15 protein-coding genes are annotated in these 19,965 nt (G+C 32.6%); 13 read left to right on the forward strand and 2 right to left on the reverse strand.

Going from position 1 to position 19,965, the window contains the following annotated elements; genetic code table 11:
* Nucleotides 1-69 precede the first annotated feature (69 nt).
* The 4 genes from clpB to LPB87_RS05675 all read left to right on the forward strand — a co-directional run bounded on the left by clpB (nt 70) and on the right by LPB87_RS05675 (nt 5,837).
* Nucleotides 70-2,676, forward strand: coding sequence for an ATP-dependent chaperone ClpB (clpB, locus tag LPB87_RS05660; protein WP_129538022.1), 2,607 nt, complete (start codon nt 70-72; stop codon nt 2,674-2,676).
* 471 nt (nt 2,677-3,147) lie between these two features.
* Complete coding sequence (locus tag LPB87_RS05665) at nt 3,148-4,029, forward strand: DUF808 domain-containing protein (RefSeq protein WP_230605235.1); 882 nt, start codon at nt 3,148-3,150, stop codon at nt 4,027-4,029.
* Between the two features lie 196 nt (nt 4,030-4,225).
* Complete coding sequence (locus LPB87_RS05670; RefSeq protein WP_230605236.1) at nt 4,226-4,645, forward strand: hypothetical protein; 420 nt, start codon at nt 4,226-4,228, stop codon at nt 4,643-4,645.
* 304 nt (nt 4,646-4,949) lie between these two features.
* Nucleotides 4,950-5,837, forward strand: a complete 888-nt coding sequence (locus tag LPB87_RS05675; RefSeq protein ID WP_035620980.1) for a carbon-nitrogen hydrolase — start codon at nt 4,950-4,952, stop codon at nt 5,835-5,837.
* An 80-nt stretch (nt 5,838-5,917) separates the two neighbouring features.
* Here LPB87_RS05675 and LPB87_RS05680 read toward each other — a convergent pair whose 3' ends face one another.
* Nucleotides 5,918-7,183, reverse strand: a complete 1,266-nt coding sequence (locus LPB87_RS05680; protein ID WP_129538025.1) for an OmpA family protein — start codon at nt 7,181-7,183, stop codon at nt 5,918-5,920.
* 270 nt (nt 7,184-7,453) lie between these two features.
* On the opposite strand from LPB87_RS05680, the gene LPB87_RS05685 reads away from it, so the two are divergent.
* From LPB87_RS05685 to LPB87_RS05695, 3 genes are all read left to right on the forward strand, one after another.
* Nucleotides 7,454-8,494: an agmatine deiminase family protein gene (locus LPB87_RS05685; RefSeq protein ID WP_230605237.1), complete on the forward strand. Its 1,041-nt coding sequence runs from the start codon at nt 7,454-7,456 to the stop codon at nt 8,492-8,494.
* 331 nt (nt 8,495-8,825) lie between these two features.
* Nucleotides 8,826-9,650: an AraC family transcriptional regulator gene (locus tag LPB87_RS05690; RefSeq protein ID WP_230605238.1), complete on the forward strand. Its 825-nt coding sequence runs from the start codon at nt 8,826-8,828 to the stop codon at nt 9,648-9,650.
* A 56-nt stretch (nt 9,651-9,706) separates the two neighbouring features.
* Complete coding sequence (locus LPB87_RS05695; protein ID WP_230605239.1) at nt 9,707-10,861, forward strand: agmatine deiminase family protein; 1,155 nt, start codon at nt 9,707-9,709, stop codon at nt 10,859-10,861.
* Nucleotides 10,862-10,940: 79 nt separating this feature from the next.
* Here the strand turns inward: LPB87_RS05695 and fahA are convergent, their stop codons facing one another.
* Complete coding sequence (fahA, locus tag LPB87_RS05700; RefSeq protein ID WP_129538028.1) at nt 10,941-12,224, reverse strand: fumarylacetoacetase; 1,284 nt, start codon at nt 12,222-12,224, stop codon at nt 10,941-10,943.
* Between the two features lie 108 nt (nt 12,225-12,332).
* Here fahA and glyA point away from each other — a divergent pair, with 108 nt between their 5' ends.
* The 6 genes from glyA (at nt 12,333) to LPB87_RS05730 (ending at nt 19,909) form a co-directional block, all read left to right on the forward strand.
* Nucleotides 12,333-13,607 carry a serine hydroxymethyltransferase gene (gene glyA / locus LPB87_RS05705; protein ID WP_129538029.1) on the forward strand — a complete coding sequence of 425 codons (1,275 nt, stop codon included), beginning with the start codon at nt 12,333-12,335 and terminating at the stop codon, nt 13,605-13,607.
* A gap of 189 nt (nt 13,608-13,796) precedes the next feature.
* Nucleotides 13,797-14,390 (forward strand): tRNA-(ms[2]io[6]A)-hydroxylase, encoded by a 594-nt coding sequence (locus LPB87_RS05710; protein WP_129538030.1) that lies wholly within the window; start codon nt 13,797-13,799, stop codon nt 14,388-14,390.
* A 275-nt stretch (nt 14,391-14,665) separates the two neighbouring features.
* Nucleotides 14,666-15,163 carry a GNAT family N-acetyltransferase gene (locus tag LPB87_RS05715; protein ID WP_230605240.1) on the forward strand — a complete coding sequence of 166 codons (498 nt, stop codon included), beginning with the start codon at nt 14,666-14,668 and terminating at the stop codon, nt 15,161-15,163.
* 120 nt (nt 15,164-15,283) lie between these two features.
* Nucleotides 15,284-16,354 carry a magnesium/cobalt transporter CorA gene (gene corA / locus LPB87_RS05720; protein WP_230605241.1) on the forward strand — a complete coding sequence of 357 codons (1,071 nt, stop codon included), beginning with the start codon at nt 15,284-15,286 and terminating at the stop codon, nt 16,352-16,354.
* 266 nt (nt 16,355-16,620) lie between these two features.
* Nucleotides 16,621-18,714: a phosphate acetyltransferase gene (pta, locus tag LPB87_RS05725; RefSeq protein ID WP_129538032.1), complete on the forward strand. Its 2,094-nt coding sequence runs from the start codon at nt 16,621-16,623 to the stop codon at nt 18,712-18,714.
* A 10-nt stretch (nt 18,715-18,724) separates the two neighbouring features.
* Entirely contained in the window at nt 18,725-19,909 is a 1,185-nt protein-coding gene (locus LPB87_RS05730) for an acetate kinase (protein WP_129538033.1), read from the forward strand.
* The last annotated feature ends 56 nt before the right edge of the window (nt 19,910-19,965 follow it).

Raw genomic sequence — 19,965 nt, forward strand, 5'->3', positions numbered from 1 at the left:
TATATTTTGAGAAATAATAAACAAAGTTACTTATTAAAATAGAATCATAAATCATAAATCAATATAAAGATGAACATAAATAAATTTACAATCAAATCGCAAGAAGCTATTCAGCTTTCTCAGCAGTTGGCACAACAAAACGGTCAACAGCAAATTGAGAATGAGCATATCTTCAAGGCTATCTTTGAAGTTGATGAAAATGTAGCGCCATTTATCTTGAAAAAACTCAATGTTAATGTGCCTTTATTTCTTCAAATTCTAGATAGTACAATTCAAAGCTTTCCGAAAGTTTCGGGAGGAGACATATTACTTTCAAGAGATGCTAATAAAGCATTAAATGAAGCAGAGATTATTGCACAAAAAATGAACGATGAATATGTTTCAATCGAACATTTAATTCTTGCAATTTTTGACTCAAAAAGTAAGGTTGCTCAGATCTTAAAAGATCAAGGAGTAACAGGTAAAGGCTTAAAAGCCGCTATAGAAGAATTACGTAAAGGAGAACGTGTAACTTCAGCATCAGCAGAAGAGACATATAACTCATTAAATAAATATGCTAAAAACTTAAATGAATTAGCACGTACAGGTAAGTTAGACCCTGTTATTGGTCGTGATGAAGAAATCCGACGTGTATTACAGATCTTAACTCGTAGAACCAAAAACAATCCAATGTTAATTGGTGAGCCTGGAGTTGGTAAAACAGCTATTGCCGAAGGTTTAGCACACCGAATTGTTGATGGTGACGTACCTGAAAACCTAAAAGATAAAATTGTTTTCTCATTAGATATGGGAGCTTTAATTGCCGGTGCAAAATACAAAGGTGAGTTTGAAGAACGATTGAAATCGGTAGTTAAAGAAGTTACAGCAGCCGAAGGTGATATCGTTTTATTTATAGATGAGATTCATACACTTGTAGGAGCAGGTGGAGGTGAAGGAGCTATGGATGCGGCTAATATCCTAAAACCAGCTTTGGCGCGTGGAGAATTAAGAGCCATTGGTGCTACGACTTTAGATGAATATCAAAAATATTTTGAGAAAGACAAAGCGCTGGAACGTCGTTTCCAAAAAATTCTAATTGACGAGCCAGATACAGAAAGTGCTATTTCGATTTTACGTGGAATTAAAGAAAAATATGAAACGCATCATAAAGTTCAGATAAAAGACGAAGCAATTATTGCGGCTGTCGAGCTTTCTCAACGTTATATTACCAATCGTTTCTTACCAGATAAGGCGATTGACTTAATGGATGAGGCAGCTTCTAAATTGCGTATGGAGATCAATTCAAAACCAGAGGAATTAGATGTTTTGGATCGAAAAATAATGCAGTTAGAAATTGAGATTGAGGCCATAAAACGTGAAAAAGAAGAAAGCAAGCTGAAAGTGCTGCATATGGAATTGGCTAATCTAAAAGAAGAGCGAAATGAAATCTACGCCAAATGGAAATCTGAAAAAGATGTAGTAGATGGAGTTCAAGCTGTAAAATTAGAAATAGAAGATTTTAAACACGAAGCAGAACGAGCAGAACGTAATGGAGATTACGGTAAAGTAGCTGAAATTCGTTACGGAAAAATAAAAGAAGCTCAAGAAAGACTGGATGTTTTATTGAAACAATTGCAAGAGTATCAATCAGGTAACTCTTTGATAAAAGAAGAAGTTACAAGAGAAGATATTGCCGAAGTAGTTGCAAAATGGACAGGAGTTCCAGTTACAAAAATGCTTCAAACAGAAAGAGAAAAACTCTTACATCTGGAAGATGAATTGCACAAACGTGTTGTTGGTCAGGAAGAAGCTATTGAAGCAGTAAGTGATGCTGTAAGACGAAGCAGAGCTGGTTTACAAGATATGAAAAAACCTGTAGGTACATTCCTTTTCTTAGGAACTACGGGAGTTGGTAAAACAGAGCTAGCTAAAGCATTAGCAGAATATCTTTTTGATGACGAAAATGCGATGACCAGAATTGATATGAGTGAATATCAAGAAAGACATAGCGTAAGTAGATTAGTTGGTGCGCCTCCAGGATATGTAGGATACGATGAGGGTGGACAATTAACAGAAGCTGTACGAAGAAAACCGTATTCAGTAGTTCTGTTAGATGAGATTGAAAAAGCGCACCCAGATACGTTTAATATTTTATTACAAGTATTAGATGAAGGTCGATTAACAGACAATAAAGGACGTTTGGCCGATTTTAAAAATACAATTATTATCATGACTTCTAATATGGGAAGTCAGATTATACAAGAAAAATTTGAAAACCTAAAAGGTGGAATTGAAGCTACAACAGAAGCAGCAAAAGTAGAAGTACTTGGGTTATTGAAACAAACGGTTCGTCCAGAGTTTATTAACCGTATTGATGAGATTGTGTTATTCCCACCTTTAACAGTTGATAACATTAAACATATTGTTGGTTTACAATTAAAGAGCGTTACAAAAATGTTGGCTTTGCAAGGAATTACAATGGATGCAACTCCAGAAGCAATTGCTTATTTATCGGATAAAGGATTTGATCCGCAATTCGGTGCAAGACCAGTAAAACGTGTTATACAAAGAGATGTGTTAAATCAATTGTCAAAAGAAATTTTGGCAGGTAAAATAACTACAGATAGTATTATTTTATTAGATGCATTTGATGGTAAATTGGTTTTTAGAAACCAAACACAAGAAGTGGCCCAATAATTTTGATTTTTATTAATTTGAAAACACCAGTCGTGAGGCTGGTGTTTTTTTTATATATAAGTTTGAAAATCAGTAAATAATGAAACTTTTTTTTAAATTAGTATAATAAAAAATCTAATTAAGTTCTCATCTTTACTTAGGTAAAGCTAAGCTAGGATTAGTTGTATATAAAAACTTAAAAAAATAATAGGATGAACAATATATTTAAAGGATTAATAGCGGGTTATGGTGCGAAAAAGCTTGGAAGTGGCTGTTTTGGGACTGTTTTTGTTTTTGTGATTATCTGGTTGCTTTTAGGTCAATGCAGTTGAAGATATTTTTTAGAAGTCTGATTGAAAATATTTGATTAAATCGGAAGAAATAGAAGAAAAAATTCAAACAAAAAGTATTAGATTCGCATGAAATAATAAATGTGTGTTGATTGAATTTGGTAGATTGTATCAAAAATCAATGCAGTTCTAAAACAATTATATGGCATCAGGTTTTTTCGTTATATTAGATGATATTGCAGCAATTATGGACGATGTTGCAGTAATGAGTAAAGTTGCAGTAAAAAAGACAGCAGGTATCCTAGGAGATGATTTGGCTGTTAATGCCGAAAAAGCTTCAGGCTTTGCCTCTTCAAGAGAACTTCCTGTATTATGGGCCATTGGTAAAGGTTCGTTTATTAATAAATTAATCATCTTACCAATAGCATTTTTACTCAGTGCTTTTTTTCCTGTAGCAATCATAGTAATCTTAGTATTAGGAGGTCTTTTTTTAGCTTATGAAGGAGCTGAGAAAATATTTGAGTTTTTCTTTCCACGCAAGCATGAAAAAGTTGAAGTAACAGCAGGTGCTTTTTCTGAAGAAGAAGCTTTAGCAGTTGAAAAAGAAAAAGTGAAATCGGCAATTGTAACCGATTTTATATTATCAGTAGAAATTGTAATTATAGCATTAGGAACTGTAATCGGAAAACCTATTTTATCACAAATTCTAGTTGTTTCTATCATTGCGATAGTTGCTACAATTGGAGTCTATGGACTTGTAGCGCTTATTGTAAGAATGGATGAATTTGGTTTAAAACTTATTCAATATAGTAAAAAAGAACGTAGTTTATCAAAAACTATAGGGAATTTATTAGTGCAAGCACTCCCAAAAGTGATTCAGAGTTTATCCGTAATCGGTACTATAGCTTTGCTATTAGTTGCTGGCGGAATATTTGTACATAATATCGAATTTTTCCATCATTTAGTACCTCAGTTGCCTTCAATCGTAAAAGAATTTGTTATCGGACTTGTTATCGGGTTTCTTGTTTTAGGAGTTGTAACTGTAATCAAAAAAATGATTCCAAAAAAAGAAGTAGCAGAATAATTTTTTTTGCCTATGATATATGACACCAATCGAAAGATTGGTGTTTTTTTTATGTCAAAAGTGATTTTTTTTAAAGCTTTAAGTTATTGATTTTTAATGTTTTATTTATTTGTTTTGTTTTTTTAACAATTTTATAAAGCAACCATCTCAATGTATTTGCATCTATATTATAATTAATAACAAAAAATATACATTTATGAAAAATTTCAATTTAAAATCAGTTTTAACTGTGTTATTCTTAGCAACGGCATTAATTTCATGTAGTAATGATAATGATGAGGAGCAACCGATTATTCCTGAATTTACTGTGAAAACTGCTTTAGTGACTGAAGTGAAAGGGCCAGAAAAAGGAAAAGTAAATGAGGAGCTTAGTTATGATGTAACTTATTTAGTTGATAGTGCTTGTGCTCAATTTGGTAAAATTAGTGAGGTAACAATTGGTACAGAAAAAGGATTGCAAGTTGAAGCTACATATCCATCGGGTGCATGTACGCTACAAGTACCAGGTCCTCAAAAAACAGTTTACAAATTTAAATCAACAGCAAAAGGGACTTTTGATATAAAATTTAAAAAATCAGAGACTGAATTCGTGACAGCAAAAGTGGTTATTGAATAATTAACCTAAATAGAGTGCTTACTATGTAGAAACAAGCGGTTTGTAAAAAGCTGTTTATTTTTACGACATTCAAAATTAAACACCAGTTAGAACGCTGGTGTTTTTTATTTTGGAGCAAGAGGATTATTTTTGATAAGAACATATTTCCCGATATTCGTTTTAATGTTTTATTTTTTAAAGAAAAAACAAAATGATTACTACAGTTATCTGGGCTAAAATGGAAATTTTAGTTTTTTATTTGAACCAAAGGCTTACTTTGCTATTCCTTTAAAAATTACTATTTTTGCACTCTAAATTTTAAGACATGCCGAATAAGAAATATAAAATAGCCGTTATCCAGTTAAATCTGAATGATGTTGCCGAAAATAATCTTAAAAAATGTATTAGTTGGGTGAAAGATGCAGCCAATAAAGGTGCTGAAGTAATCTTATTGCCAGAACTATATAGTAGTCATTATTTTTGCCAAAGTGAAGATGTAGATAATTTTGCATTAGCAGAACCATTATACAGTACTTCATTTATAGCTTTTAGTGCTTTGGCTAAAGAATTAGGTGTGGTTATTATTGTTCCTTTTTTCGAAAAAAGAATGGCAGGAATATATCACAATAGTGCATATATCATTGATACTGATGGATCAGAAGCAGGATTGTACCGTAAGATGCATATTCCAGATGATCCACATTTTTATGAAAAATTCTATTTTACACCTGGCGATTTAGGCTTTCAAGCAATTGAAACTAAAAAAGGAAAAATAGGAACATTAATTTGTTGGGATCAATGGTATCCAGAAGCAGCTCGTATTACAGCTTTAAAAGGTGCGGAAGTATTATTTTATCCAACAGCTATTGGATGGCATCCAAAAGAAAAAGAGCAATATGGTGAAAACCAGTACGGAGCTTGGATGAACGTAATGAAAGGACATGCTGTTGCAAATGGTGTATTTGTTGCAGCTGCTAATAGAATTGGTTTGGAGCAATATATTGATGGTACAGATGGAATTCAGTTTTGGGGAGCTTCATTTATAGCAGGACCTCAAGGAGAAATTTTAGCACAAGCTTCACACGATAAAGAAGAGATTTTAATTGCTGAGGTTGATTTGGATTTACAGGAAAATGTACGTCAGAACTGGCCATTTTTTAGAGACAGAAGAATTGATGCTTTTGGAGATATTACAAAAAGAGCAATAGACTAATTTAGTCAATTTATATAAAAAGCAAAAAGGACAAAATTTACATTTTGTCCTTTTTTTGTTTCTTAGAGTAAAGTTTCTAATTATTTAACTTTAAAAGTAACTCTTCTTACGATTTGACGAGCTTCTTTAGAGTTTTTGTTCACAGAAGTGTCTTCACCGTTAGCAATTACATTTAATCTAGAAGCATCAATTCCAGCATTTGTAGCTACTTTTTTCACAGCTTCAGCTCTTTTTCTAGATAACTCAGTATTGTAGCTAGAGTTTCCGATTTCGTCTGAATATCCAATAACATCTGCAGATTTACCAGGATTGTTTTTCAAGTATTTAACTAAAAAGTCAACACCAGATAAAGAAGCATTTGTTGGTTTAGAAGAGTTAAAATCGAAATATACGTTAACGTATCCTCCGTTAATCAATTCTTCAACTGTATTGTTTGTTGCGGTTTCGCTACCTTTTTTAGAATATGTTTTATCTAAATAGCTTTCTAATTCATCTGGAACACCATTTTGATTAGTGTCTATAGATTGTCCTTTAGTATTTACAGCAACTCCAGAAACAGTATTAGGCTCTAGATCATATAAATCAGCTACACCATCTTTATCAGTATCGATAAGACCAGTTTCGATTGTATTAACTCTATCTTCTAATTTACTTAATCTGTCATTGTCTTCAGAATACCAGTCAGCATGTTTTTGATTTTTACCTAGGTAGAAAGTCAAACCTACAGAAGCATTTAATAGTACACCATCAAATGAGCCAGTAGTTGTTTGTCCCATTCCGTCAAAGTTATGGTTTTGTCTACCATTAACGATTCCGGTAAGGTCACCAGTTAAAGCAAAACTGTTGCTTAATCTAATTTGTCCAGTAAGACCAACAATTCCGTGTGCCATATAGTCTTTTCCATCAAAACCATTATCAGCGCTTAATTGAGAAACACCAAAACCACCATGTGCCAATAAACCAATAGTATTAGTCCAAGTTTCAAAGTTTAAAGCTCTACCAATATTTACTACCCCTTGCAAACTTGTTCTGAAGTATTTGCTATCAAAAGGAGCGGTATCATTGCGTTCCTGAAATTGGTCGTATCCAAAATCTAATTTTAAACCAAATTTAGGACTAAACATATAACGTACACCTAAATCTGCATGAAACGGGCTAAGTGTAGATGTAGAATAGCCTTCAGTCATTGTTCTAGTTGGTTTGTTTAAACCACCATTTAATTCGATAGACCATTTGTTGTACGAGTTTTTTTCAATTGTGGGTTGTGCAGTACTTGTTGCCATACTTTGTGCACCTGCCGCCATGGACAGTAATAAAAGTGATACGGAAGCTAATTTCTTTTTCATGATATCCTATTGTTAAATTTAATTTTTTTTGAGCTTTTTCGTTTAAACTCAGTATAAAAATAGGGCTATCGGGTATAACAGATGTTCTATTGCTATTACATAATTCCCATGTTTTGTGGGTTTCTTCATCAATTTTCACGTTTATTGAGAACAATAATTTTAGATATTTAGGATAATTTAAATTTCTATCTTGCTGGAAAAAAAGAACTTTACATAATGATAAAGGGTATGAATGTTTATCTTTGTCTTTTTTTAATTTAGAACCTTTTTATGACGACAAATAATAGGATATTTCCTGCGGAGTGGGAAAAGCAACAAGGAATTGTATTGTGTTTTCCTCATAATGGTAAAGATTGGCCAGGGAAATACGAAGCAGTTCAATGGGCTTTTGTAGAGTTTATAAAAAAAGTAGCTACACATGAAATTGTTTTCTTGGTAGTTGCCGATGAAGACTTGAAAGCAAAAGTGAGCGATATGCTCGAAAGAGCACATGTAGATTTAAAGAATGTTACTTATATCATTCATAAAACCAACAGAAGCTGGATGCGTGATTCAGGACCAATTGTTGTTAGAAATGGAGATAAAAGAGAAGCATTAAACTTTAATTTTAATGGTTGGGCAAAATATAAAAACTACCAATTAGATAAATTTGTACCAGCTAAGGTTGCAGCAGTTTTAGATATTCCGGTTACACAGGTTGTATATAAAGGAAAGCCAGTTATTGTAGAAGGTGGTGCAATTGATGTAAACGGAAGAGGAACATTACTAACTTCTGAAGAATGTTTAATGCATCCAAGTATTCAAGTCCGTAATCCAGGTTTTACTAAAGAAGACTATGAAGCTGTTTTTAAAGAATATCTTGGAGTAACAAACGTTATTTGGTTAGGTGATGGAATTGAAGGTGATGATACACATGGGCATATCGATGATCTATGTCGTTTTGTAAATGAAGATACTATTGTTACCATTGTAGAAACTGATTCAGAAGATTCAAATTATAAGCCTTTACAGGATAATTTGAAAAGATTGCAAAATGCAAAGCTTGAAAATGGGAAATCTCCAGTAATTGTTGCTTTACCAATGCCGAAGAGAGTCGATTTTGAAGATTTAAGATTACCAGCAAGTTATGCTAATTTCTTGATTTTAAACAACTGTGTTTTGGTTCCGACTTTTAATGATAGTAATGATCGTGTGGCACTTAATATACTTTCAGAATGTTTTCCTGATCGTGAAGTAATAGGGATTAGTTGTGTGGATTTTATTTGGGGATTCGGAACATTGCATTGCTTGAGCCAGCAAATTCCAGCTTAAAGAAAATCTTTTTAATATAGTATGTCGTAAGACTGCATTCGAAAAATATCTGTACATATATTATGTATGGATATTTTTTTTTGTCTATTCCTTTAACCAAATAGTTTTCTCTTGTGAGGTCGAGTTTAAGATTTAGGATGATATTGGTTTCTAATAAATATTTTATCATAGATGCTTTGTTCTTAACTTTGTAGTTAAGTTGCAATTACTTTGAAGGAAATGAAAGTTGTGTTGAAGGTAAAAGTGTAGAAGATTATTTATTGAAACAATTTTATTATGAGTTTCAAGTTTTAAAAAAGAGATACTCTATTTGTAATTAATACTAAAATCGATGAGAATAGAAAATATACAAAAGGTTCTAACGTTTTTAGAAGATAATTATCATCGACAAATAGATCCTGTGGAGCTAGAAGAAATTTCAAATTATTCTTATAGAAACATTCAGCGTATTTTTAATGCCATACTTAAGGAGACAATTGGTAATTTTTGTACTCGATTAAAGCTTGAAAATGCATATAAGCAATTAGTTTATACAGATCATTCGATTGTAGATATTGCCTATGATGTTGGGTATAGCAGTAACCAGTCCTTTGCTAAAGCATTTAAGAATAAATTCCAAATTACACCTTTACAAGCAAGACAAAATAAGAAGTTGCTTTTTGATGAATATATTAAAACAAAAAAAGACAAGCTTCTTTTTATTGATTTTGAATATCAGTATAAAGATAAAATGAGTGTTTATTATAAAACACTTATGAGTAATAACTACAATAACAATGCAATAAATGAGTTATGGGATGCTGTTATTAATGAGAACAAAACAATTACATCTTACAAATGTTTTGGAGTGATTGTCGATCAGCCAGTAATTTCGGATAAAGAAAAATCAAGATATGAAGTTTGTGTAGATAATTGTGCTAATCCTAAATTATATCTTTCTAAAACTATTTTTGGAGGTTGGTATGCTAAATATGTTCATCGTGGTAGTTATGATGAAATAGAAGAAACCTATCGTGATATTTATTACCGATGGCTTTATGAAAAGGACTATGAGTTAGATACTTCTCCAATTATAGAACAATATATAGATGATGCGGAATCAACAAATTTTGTAACAGAAATATATGTACCAGTAAAACGTAAGTTGTCAAAATAAGACAATCCAGATGTGTAAGCATGCTGTAGTTTTGCATATCTAAAACTCATATAAAAATGATGAAATTTCAAATTTTAATTTTGTTTACTTCGATTGTAGCACCTGCTTTTAATTCGTGTGCTAGTGATGAAGGCACTACTGATGTAATACAAACACCAGATCCTTCGCAAGTACAATATACAATGCCTAACGAATCAGATCTACATGAAGGTACTTGGTTACAATGGCCTCATCAATACCAACATGGTATTTCATACAGAAATGATTTAGATGAGACGTGGGTAGCAATGACTAATGCGTTACAGTCTACAGAAAAGGTACATATTATTGCTTATGATGTAATTGAGCAAGCTAGAATTATTGATTTATTGAAAGGAGCTGGGGTTTCTTTAGCAAATGTTGACTTTAAAATACATCGTACAGATGATGTTTGGGTTAGGGATAACGGACCAATCTATGTGCGAGATGCACAAGGAAAATTGGTAATAGAAGATTGGGGATTTAATGGATGGGGAGGTAAATATGAATCTGCTAATTGCGATGTTATACCTAGTGTTATTGGGGCTGATACGGGAGTAACGGTGTTGAATTTGAACAATATCATGGTAAATGAAGGAGGTTCAGTAGAATTAGATGGTCATGGTGTATTAATGGCTACTAAAAGTTCGATAATTAGCCAAAAGCCAAAAAAATCAGTAAGGAATAAAGGGATGGCTCAGGCTCAAGCAGAGTTAAATTTTACAAAATACCTTGGAGCTACTAAGTTTATTTGGTTAGAAGGAGGTTTTAGTGAAGAGGATGTTACAGATATGCATATTGATGGAATAGTAAAATTTGCTTCGGATAATAAAATGATTACTATGAGTGATTCAGATTTGTCAAACTGGGGACTTTCAGATTCAGATATTACTATTTTAAATGCGGCTTCAAACATAAAAAATGAGGTATATACAAAAGTTATTTTACCGCTTACGAAACGTGATGTAACAACGAAAACAGGGATAGCTTTGGGGTATAAAGGGAGTTATATTAATTTTTATGTAGCAAACGGAAAAGTTTTAGTGCCTAATTATAATGATCCAAATGATATCGTTGCAAATAAAATTATTGAAGGGTTATATCCAGGAAGAAAAGTTATAGGGATAGATGTAAGGAACTTGTATGCAAATGGAGGGATGGTGCATTGTGTTGCGCAACAACAGCCTCAGTAGGAAGGAATATAAGTATAGTATAAAAAAAATAGCGTATTGAATTCAATACGCTATTTTTTTATTCAGAATCAAGATCTCTTCATTGTCTCACGAAAGGAGCAAGTAGTTGGCTTGATACTTCTCCAAAACCAATACGAACTTCATTGCTTTCGCAATATCCTCTCATAATTACAGTATCATTATCTTCTATAAATTTACGTTCGCTGCCATCGTTTAGCTTTAAAGGGTTTTTTCCGCCCCAAGTTAATTCTAGCATAGATCCATAACTGTCAGGAGTAGGTCCAGATATTGTTCCAGAACCCATCATGTCACCAGAGTTAACGCGGCAACCATTAGAGGTATGATGTGCTAATTGTTGGCTCATTGACCAGTACATATGTTTAAAATTCGATCTAGATATTACAGTTTCTTCTTTGTCTAATGGTTTAAGAGAAACTTCTAAATTGATATCAAAAGCTTTTTTTCCTTTGGTTTGTAAATAAGGAAGCGGAGCAGGGTCTTGTTTAGGTCCTTTGGTTCTAAATGGCTCTAAAGCATCCATGGTAACAATCCATGGAGAGATAGAAGAAGCAAAGTTTTTTGCTAAGAACGGACCTAAAGGCACATATTCCCATTTTTGAATATCACGAGCGCTCCAGTCATTTAATAAAACCATTCCAAAAATGTAATCTTCGGCTTCATAAGCAGGAATAGGTTCTCCCATTATGTTTGCGTCAGTTGTAATAAATGCAGTTTCCAATTCAAAATCAATAGATCTTGATGGGCCAAATACAGGAGAGTTTTCACCATGAGGAAGCGTTTGCCCCATTGGTCTGTGTACAGGAATTCCAGAAGGAATAATTGTAGAACTTCTTCCATGGTATCCTACTGGAATGTGTAACCAGTTTGGTAATAATGCATTTTCTGGATCACGGAACATTTTACCTACGTTAGTAGCATGTTCTCTACTTGAGTAAAAATCGGTATAATCACCAATTAAAACAGGCAATTGCATTTCGACATCATCAATTTTAAAAATGACAATATCTCTATCTTTTGTAGAATCTCTTAATTGTGGATTGTTAATGTCAAATATATCGGCAATACGGTTTCTAACCAATCGCCAAGTCTTTTTTCCATCAGAAATGAAGTCGTTTAGCGTGTCTTGCATAAACATATCATCAGTTAAATCAATTCCTGAGAAATAACTTAATTGTTGCAAAGCACCTAAATCTATGGCATAGTCGCCAATTCTCGTTCCAACCGTTACTATATTTTCTTTGGTAAGAAAAACACCGAAGGGAATGTTTTGAATAGGGAAATCGCTATTCTCTGGTACATCTAACCATGATTTTCGTTTAGTATCGTTGGCTGTTATCGGCATGTGAATGTTAATTATTTGTTGAAAAATTCTATGTCAAATATATCATAATCTAACAGTTTGACAAACGTTTTTTTGTATTTTTGCATCAAATTAACGAAAAACTAAAAAATGCAACGCGACGAACAAATTTTTGATCTTATTCTTGAAGAACAAGACAGACAAATTCACGGATTAGAACTAATCGCTTCAGAAAATTTTGTAAGTGATGAGGTAATGGAAGCAGCTGGTTCTGTTTTAACTAATAAATATGCAGAAGGTTATCCAGGTAAAAGATACTACGGAGGTTGTGAAGTAGTTGATGTAATTGAGCAAATTGCTATCGATAGAGCCAAAGAATTATTTGGTGCTACGTATGCAAACGTACAACCACATTCAGGATCACAAGCAAATACTGCAGTTTATCATGCATGTTTAAAGCCTGGAGATAAAATCTTAGGATTTGATTTATCTCACGGTGGTCACTTAACTCACGGGTCTCCAGTAAACTTTTCGGGACGTTTATATACACCTGTTTTTTATGGTGTTGATAAAGAGACAGGGCGTTTAGATTATGATAAAATTCAAGAAATTGCTACAAAAGAGCAACCAAAATTAATCATTGCAGGAGCTTCGGCTTATTCTCGTGATATGGATTTTGAGCGTTTTAGAGTAATTGCAGATAGCGTAGGAGCAATTTTATTTGCTGATATCTCGCATCCTGCTGGACTTATCGCTAAAGGATTAATGAATGACCCAATTCCTCATTGTCATATCGTTTCTACAACAACGCATAAAACATTGCGTGGACCACGTGGAGGATTGATCTTGATGGGTAAAGATTTTGAAAATCCACTAGGATTAACAAATCCAAAAGGAGAAATCAGAATGATGTCTGCATTATTAGACTTAGCTGTGTTCCCTGGTAATCAAGGAGGACCTTTAATGCATATCATTGCTGCAAAAGCGGTTGCTTTTGGAGAAGCATTACAAGATGAATTCTTTACTTATGCAATGCAATTAAGAAGTAATGCAAGTGCAATGGCAGAAGCTTTTGTGAAAAGAGGATACGATATTATTTCTGGAGGAACAGACAATCATATGATGTTAATCGATCTTAGAAATAAAGGAATTTCAGGTAAAGATGCTGAAAATGCATTAGTAAAAGCTGAAATTACTGTAAATAAAAATATGGTTCCATTTGATGATAAATCACCATTTGTAACTTCAGGTATCCGTGTAGGAACAGCTGCAATCACCACTCGTGGTTTAGTAGAAGACGATATGGAAACTATTGTTGCTTTAATCGATAGAGTATTAACAAACCACACAAGTGAAGAAGTTATCGAAGAAGTTGCTAATGAAGTAAATGAAATGATGAGCGAAAGAGCTATCTTCGTTTACTAAATAAAATAAAATTTGAAACTTAATTGTTTCGAGTTTCAGATTTCAAGTTTAAAGTTTTGTGACGCGTAAAAACGTAAAGCAAAACTTTAAACTTTTTTTAGTTCTAGAGAACATCCCGAGGCTGAAAGCTCGATTGACAAAGGAAACTTTAAACAAAGAAAAGCTGAAACAAAATAAAACATAAAGATTATGGGCGTATTAAGATTACAGTTACCAACTGACCCAAGATGGGTAAATATTGTAGAGAAAAATATTGAGGAGATATTAACAGATCATGCTTGGTGCGAACAAAAAGCAGCAACAAATGCTATTACGATAATAACCAACAATTCAGAGCATCAGGATTTAGTTAAAGATTTATTGGCTTTGGCTAAAGAAGAAATTGACCATTTTGAACAAGTGCACAATATCATCATCAAAAGAGGATTGAAATTAGGGCGTGAACGCAAAGACGATTATGTAAATGAATTATATTTATATATGAAAAGAAGCAGTGACGGAAGTCGTGTTTCGAGCTTAGTCGAGCGATTATTGTTCTCTGCAATGATTGAAGCCAGAAGTTGCGAAAGATTTAAAGTACTTTCGGAAAACATTAATGACGAAGAATTGGCAGTTTTTTACAGAGATTTGATGGAAAGTGAAGCAGGACATTATACTACTTTTATCACTTATGCTAGAAAATATGGAGTAGGAATCGATGTAGAGAAACGTTGGAGAGAATGGCTTGCCTACGAAGAGTCTATAATTTCTAATTACGGAAAAGGAGAGACAATTCACGGATAAGATTAGTTTTCAGTCTTCAGTTTTTAGTAACAGTATTTAATGTCATCCTGAGCGGAGTCGAAGGATAATTCTAATTAGTATAAAGTCTAAAATAAAAACTAAGGAGTCTAAAATTCTAAGCCAGTCTAAGAAGTCTAAGCAGTTTCAGTTTTTAGTAACAGTATTTAATGTCATCCTAAGCGGAGTCGAAGGACAATTCCAATTATCATAAAATCTAAAGAATCTAAAATCCTAAGCTAGTCTAAGAAGTCTAGCAATCTAAAAAGTCTAAACAAATGATTACACTTAAAATAGCATCGGCAATTGATGTACCTGCAATAAGAGAAATTGCATTTAAAACTTGGCCAAATACTTATGGTGAAATTCTATCTAAAGAGCAGCTTGATTATATGCTTGGCAAATTTTATGAGCCAACACTTTTAGAAGAGAGTATTCGCAATGGACATATTTTTACAATGGCTTATGAGGATGATTTTTGTCTTGGTTATGCGGGGTATCAACATAATTACCAAGATAAGAAGGCTACACGTTTAAACAAACTGTATTTACTTCCTGAAGCACAAGGAAAAGGTATGGGGAAAATATTAATTGATGCTGTTGAGGCCGCAGCTAAAGAAAAAGGTTCAGATATCGTTACTTTGAATGTAAACAGATTTAATAAAGCAGCTTCTTTTTATAAGAAAATGGGCTTCGAAATTGTAGCCGAAGCTGATATTGAGCTCGATCATGGATACTTAATGGAAGACTTTATTATGGAAAAGAAAGTAAAATAATAACCTACTTTATTTAATTCTTAAATAAGTTAGAATTTTGTTTTAGTAATGCCAAAATTGGGAATGTAGCAGTGTTTTAAAAAACTTTTTTGTAATATTACTATATAAATCATTTATTGAATGAGAAAAATAAAATACAAAAAAGGCCGTAAACTACAACCTTATTCATTAGAATATACAGGTCGGCATAAAGATACTCAGTCAGAAATGCAGCTTTTCGTTTACGATGATTTAGATATCACCGAATATGAAAATTTTAATATATTAGCTTTAAAAACCTGTATTGATTATACTAAAAATAATTGGCTAAATATTCATGGTTTAAACAATATCGATTTGATTAAATCTATTGGTGAATATTTTGAAGTAGATGGGTTTATGCTTGCTGATATACTTAATACCTCCAAAAGAACAAAACTACAAGAACAGCAAGAAATTCTTTTCTTTAATATAAAATCACTTTTACCTTCAGAGGACTCGGATAATATTAGTGTCGAGCAGATTAGTTTTATAATCAAGGATGGTATTTTAATTTCTTTTCAAGAAAAACGAAGTGATTTCTTTACTCATATTCGTGAGCGTATTAGGCAACACGCAGGAATTGTAAGGACTAAAAAAGTCGATTACTTACTTTATTTATTGTTAGATGCAGTTATGGAAAATTTCTATATCACGCTTGAGGATGAGGAAAATAAGGTCGAAGAACTAATTAATATTACTAAGGGCGATACAAATCCTATTATTCTTGAGAAAATAGAAAAACATAGGGATAATTTTAATTTCTTAAAACGTTCTATTATTCCACTTCGTGATTCTTTGTATGATATTAAAAGTATAAAAGACGACAATACATTTAATGGGATAGAAAAAGAAAATTTTAGTTTTTTTGCACGTTTGCATCAAAAAAGTCTTGAGCTTTTAGAACAAATAGAGTCAGATATGAGTTCATTAGAAAGTGCTTCTAATTTTTATTTTTCGGCACAAAGCCATAAGATGAACGAAATTATGAAAACACTTACTATTATTTCGGCAATATTTATTCCGCTTACTTTTATCGTTGGAGTGTATGGGATGAATTTTGAAAACATACCAGAATTGAAATATCAGTATGGATACTATTCTGTTATGATTGGTATGTTTTTGTTGGTGATTGCGTTAATTATTTATTTTAAAAAAAGAAGATGGTTTTAGGATTAATAGTTGATACTATATTCACTGGTACTTCAGAATATGTATTGAAGTCAAGAGGAAATAATAGTGGATATAGTTGTCTTTTATATGACAAAAATCAGTTGTAACAAGGAGGAATTCTTTTAATTTTGCTTTCAAATTAAAGTGATTTATGACTAGGAGACCATTTTGTTTAAGGTTAATTTTTAGGTTCAATGGTTTAAGTTTTTTTTAATAGATCAACATAGAATTTAAATTACTTTTATAATGTTTTAAAGAATGAATTTATGAGTAAAGCGGTATATATAGCGACAAGTGAGCAGAATAGTGGAAAATCTATTATCACGTTGGGATTGATGAGTATGTTAATGGGGAAAACTGCCAAAGTAGGGTATTTTAGACCCATTATAGAGGATTTTGTCGATGGAGATCGAGACAATCATATCGATACAGTACTAACGCATTTTAATCTTGATATAGCCTTTGAAGATGCCTTTGCAATAACCAAAAGCAAATTAATTAAGAAAAAAAATAAAGGTAAGATAGGTGAAGTTCTTGATTTGATTATCGAAAAATACAAACGTCTTGAAGAACGTTTTGATTTTGTATTGGTTGAAGGAACCAGCTTTACTGGAGAAGGTACTGCAATTGAATTGGATACAAATGTATTAATTGCAAAGAATTTAGGAATTCCTACTATTATTTTAGGATCAGGAGTTGGTAAAACATTAGATGAATTAATAGATAATCTTTCACTGGTTTATAATTCATTTAAAATAAAAGATGTTGAGGTATTGGCGGTTATTGCTAATAAAGTACAAATTGAGAACATAGAATTGGTGACTTCTGGATTGCAAAAAAGCTTACCTGAAGGAGTTTTGGTAAATGCAATTCCTATTATTTCGAGTTTGAATCATCCAACGATGCAAGAAATTGTTAATCACCTTGGGGCTAAAGTTTTATTTGGAGAAGCTTATTTAAACAATCAAACCGGGCATTTTAGTGTTGGAGCAATGCAATTGCATAATTATTTGGTGCATTTAGGAGCAAACTCGTTAGTAATTACTCCTGGAGATCGTGCCGATATTATTTTGGGTGCATTGCAAGCAAATGAATCAGCCAATTATCCTGCAATTTCAGGAATTGTGCTTACAGGAAATATTTTGCCAGAAGAAAGTATTTTGAAATTAATAGAAGGATTGTCTGCAATCGTTCCAATTATTGCTGTAGAAGAAGGAACATATCATATTACGAATAAAATAGGGGCAATCAAATCGCAAATTTATGCCAATAATAGTCATAAGATAGAAACCTCAATTACTACTTTCGAAAAATATGTTGATTTAGATAGTTTGTCTGAAAAATTAATCACTTTTCAAGCAGAAGGGATGACGCCAAAAATGTTTCAATACAATATGGTTAAACGAGCGAAACAGCATCGTAAACACATTGTCTTGCCAGAAGGGAATGATGATCGGATCATTATGGCAGCTTCAAGATTATTAGATATGGATGTTGTTGATATTTCTATTATTGGAGATAAAAAACAAATCGAAAATAAAGTGACTGAACTGGGGATTACTTTTGATTTTTCTAAAGTCAATATTATTAATCCGGTAGAATCTGACCTTTATGAGGATTATGCAAATACATATTATGAGCTTAGAAAGGCTAAAAATGTTAGTATTACAATGGCAAGAGATTTAATGGAAGATGTCTCTTATTTTGGTACAATGATGGTGTATAAAGGTGATGCTGATGGAATGGTTTCTGGGGCAGCTCATACAACACAACATACGATATTGCCAGCGCTTCAGTTCATTAAAACCAAACCTAATTCATCGGTAGTTTCATCTGTGTTTTTTATGTGTTTAGAAGATCGAGTTTCGGTATTTGGAGATTGCGCTATTAATCCAAACCCTACTGCCGAACAATTGGCAGAAATTGCTATTTCTTCTGCGGAATCTAGTCTTGCTTTTGGGATAGAACCAAAAATAGCAATGCTTTCTTATTCTTCTGGTTCATCAGGAAAAGGAGATGAAGTTGAAAAAGTAAGAACTGCAACAGAAATTGTTAAACGAAAACGACCTGATTTAAAAATAGAAGGACCAATTCAGTACGATGCTGCAGTAGATAGAAGTGTTGGAAAAAGTAAAATGCCAGATTCAGAAGTTGCAGGACAAGCAAGTGTACTTATTTTCCCTGATTTAAATACCGGAAATAACACTTACAAAGCTGTACAAAGAGAAACAGGAGCATTAGCAATAGGGCCAATGTTACAAGGGTTAAAAAAACCAGTAAATGATTTAAGCCGAGGTTGTACCGTAGATGATATTATAAATACAGTTGTTATTACAGCCATTCAAGCACAAGGATTATAAAAATATACACATGAAAATATTAATATTAAATTCAGGAAGTTCTTCTATAAAATATCAATTAATGCGAATGCCAGACAACGAAGTAATTTGTTCTGGAATGATAGACAGAATAGGATTAGAGAGTTCGAATGTAACTTATAAAACGAAAGACGTTTCTTTTGAAGAAACAGCATCGATATTAACACATAAAATTGGATTAGAAAGAGTTGCTAACTTACTCTTAAATGATGAAATAGGAGTAATAAAAGCTACTTCAGAGATTGATGCTGTTGGACATCGCATCGTTCATGGGGGTAGTCTTTTTTCGGATACAACAATTATTACCGCTGAGGTTAAAAACAAAGTAAAAGAGCTTTCAGAATTAGCTCCGTTACACAATCCAGCACATTATGTTGGGATAAATGTAGCCGAAGAAATTTTTACAACTGCAAAACAAGTAGCTGTTTTTGATACTGCTTTTCATCAAACAATTCCTGTAGAAGCATATAAATACGCGATACCCAATTATCTTTTAACAGAAAATAAAATACGTGTTTATGGTTTTCATGGAACTAGCCACAAATATGTTTCTGAACAAGCAATGGAATGCTTAGAGCATAAATCTAAAATTATCACGATACATCTCGGAAACGGATGTAGTATGACAGCAATAAAAGATGGAAAAAGTATTGATCATACCATGGGGTTTTCTCCATCAAACGGTTTGATTATGGGTACACGAGCAGGAGATATAGATCAATCGGTTATCTTTTATATGATGAAAAATCTAAATTATACTCCAGATGAGGTCAATTCGATTTTGTTGAAACAAAGTGGTATGCTTGGGCTTACGGGTTATAGTGATTTACGTGATATTGAATCAGAAGCAGAAAATGGAAATAAAGAATGTCAATTGGCTTTGGTTATGAATGCCTATAGAATTAAAAAATATATAGGTTCTTATGCGGCGGCTTTAAATGGTTTAGATGCTATTGTTTTTACCGCAGGAATAGGAGAGAACTCGTCGCATATAAGAAAATTAGTATGTACGGATATGGAATATTTTGGAATTGAGCTTGATGATGAAAAAAATCAAATTCGTTCTAAATCAAATCGTGAAATTAATACTGAAGCATCTAAGACTAAAATTTTGGTAATCCCTACAGATGAAGAGTTTGAAATTGCAAATCAGGTCTATCACTTACTTAAAAATTAAATAAGGTTAATTGTTTTTATAAAAGGAAAGCTTCTCTATGAGAGGCTTTTTTTATA

Source organism: Flavobacterium sp. EDS (assembly GCF_020991525.1).
In the GTDB taxonomy this organism is placed as follows: Bacteria; Bacteroidota; Bacteroidia; order Flavobacteriales; family Flavobacteriaceae; genus Flavobacterium.